Source organism: Pseudomonas sp. FW507-12TSA, assembly GCF_058781435.1.
This window is the reverse complement of sequence record NZ_JBYSWT010000032.1, coordinates 19,311-19,573: the sequence shown is the minus strand read 5'-3', so window position 1 is coordinate 19,573 and position 263 is coordinate 19,311.

Here is a 263-nt window from a genome sequence, read left to right as displayed (position 1 = left end):
GTGTGACCTGCCTAGGATTCGGAAACGGTTGAAGAGAACGTCCATGTTTCAGATGCAACGTTTCAGATGTGGCCGCTGTCCACTTCACGAGCAGCCACGCCCCTTGGGTGCAGGGGGCCGCGCAACAGCCAGGATCTGGCGCAGCGAAGGAACGCTAAAACATCCCTCCACAGGTGTCTGGCATGGGAACTCGGGACACTATCCCGGGCCTGTCCCCCTTGGCGTCACGCCGGGGGGGGGGGGGGGGGGGGGGGGGGGGGGGG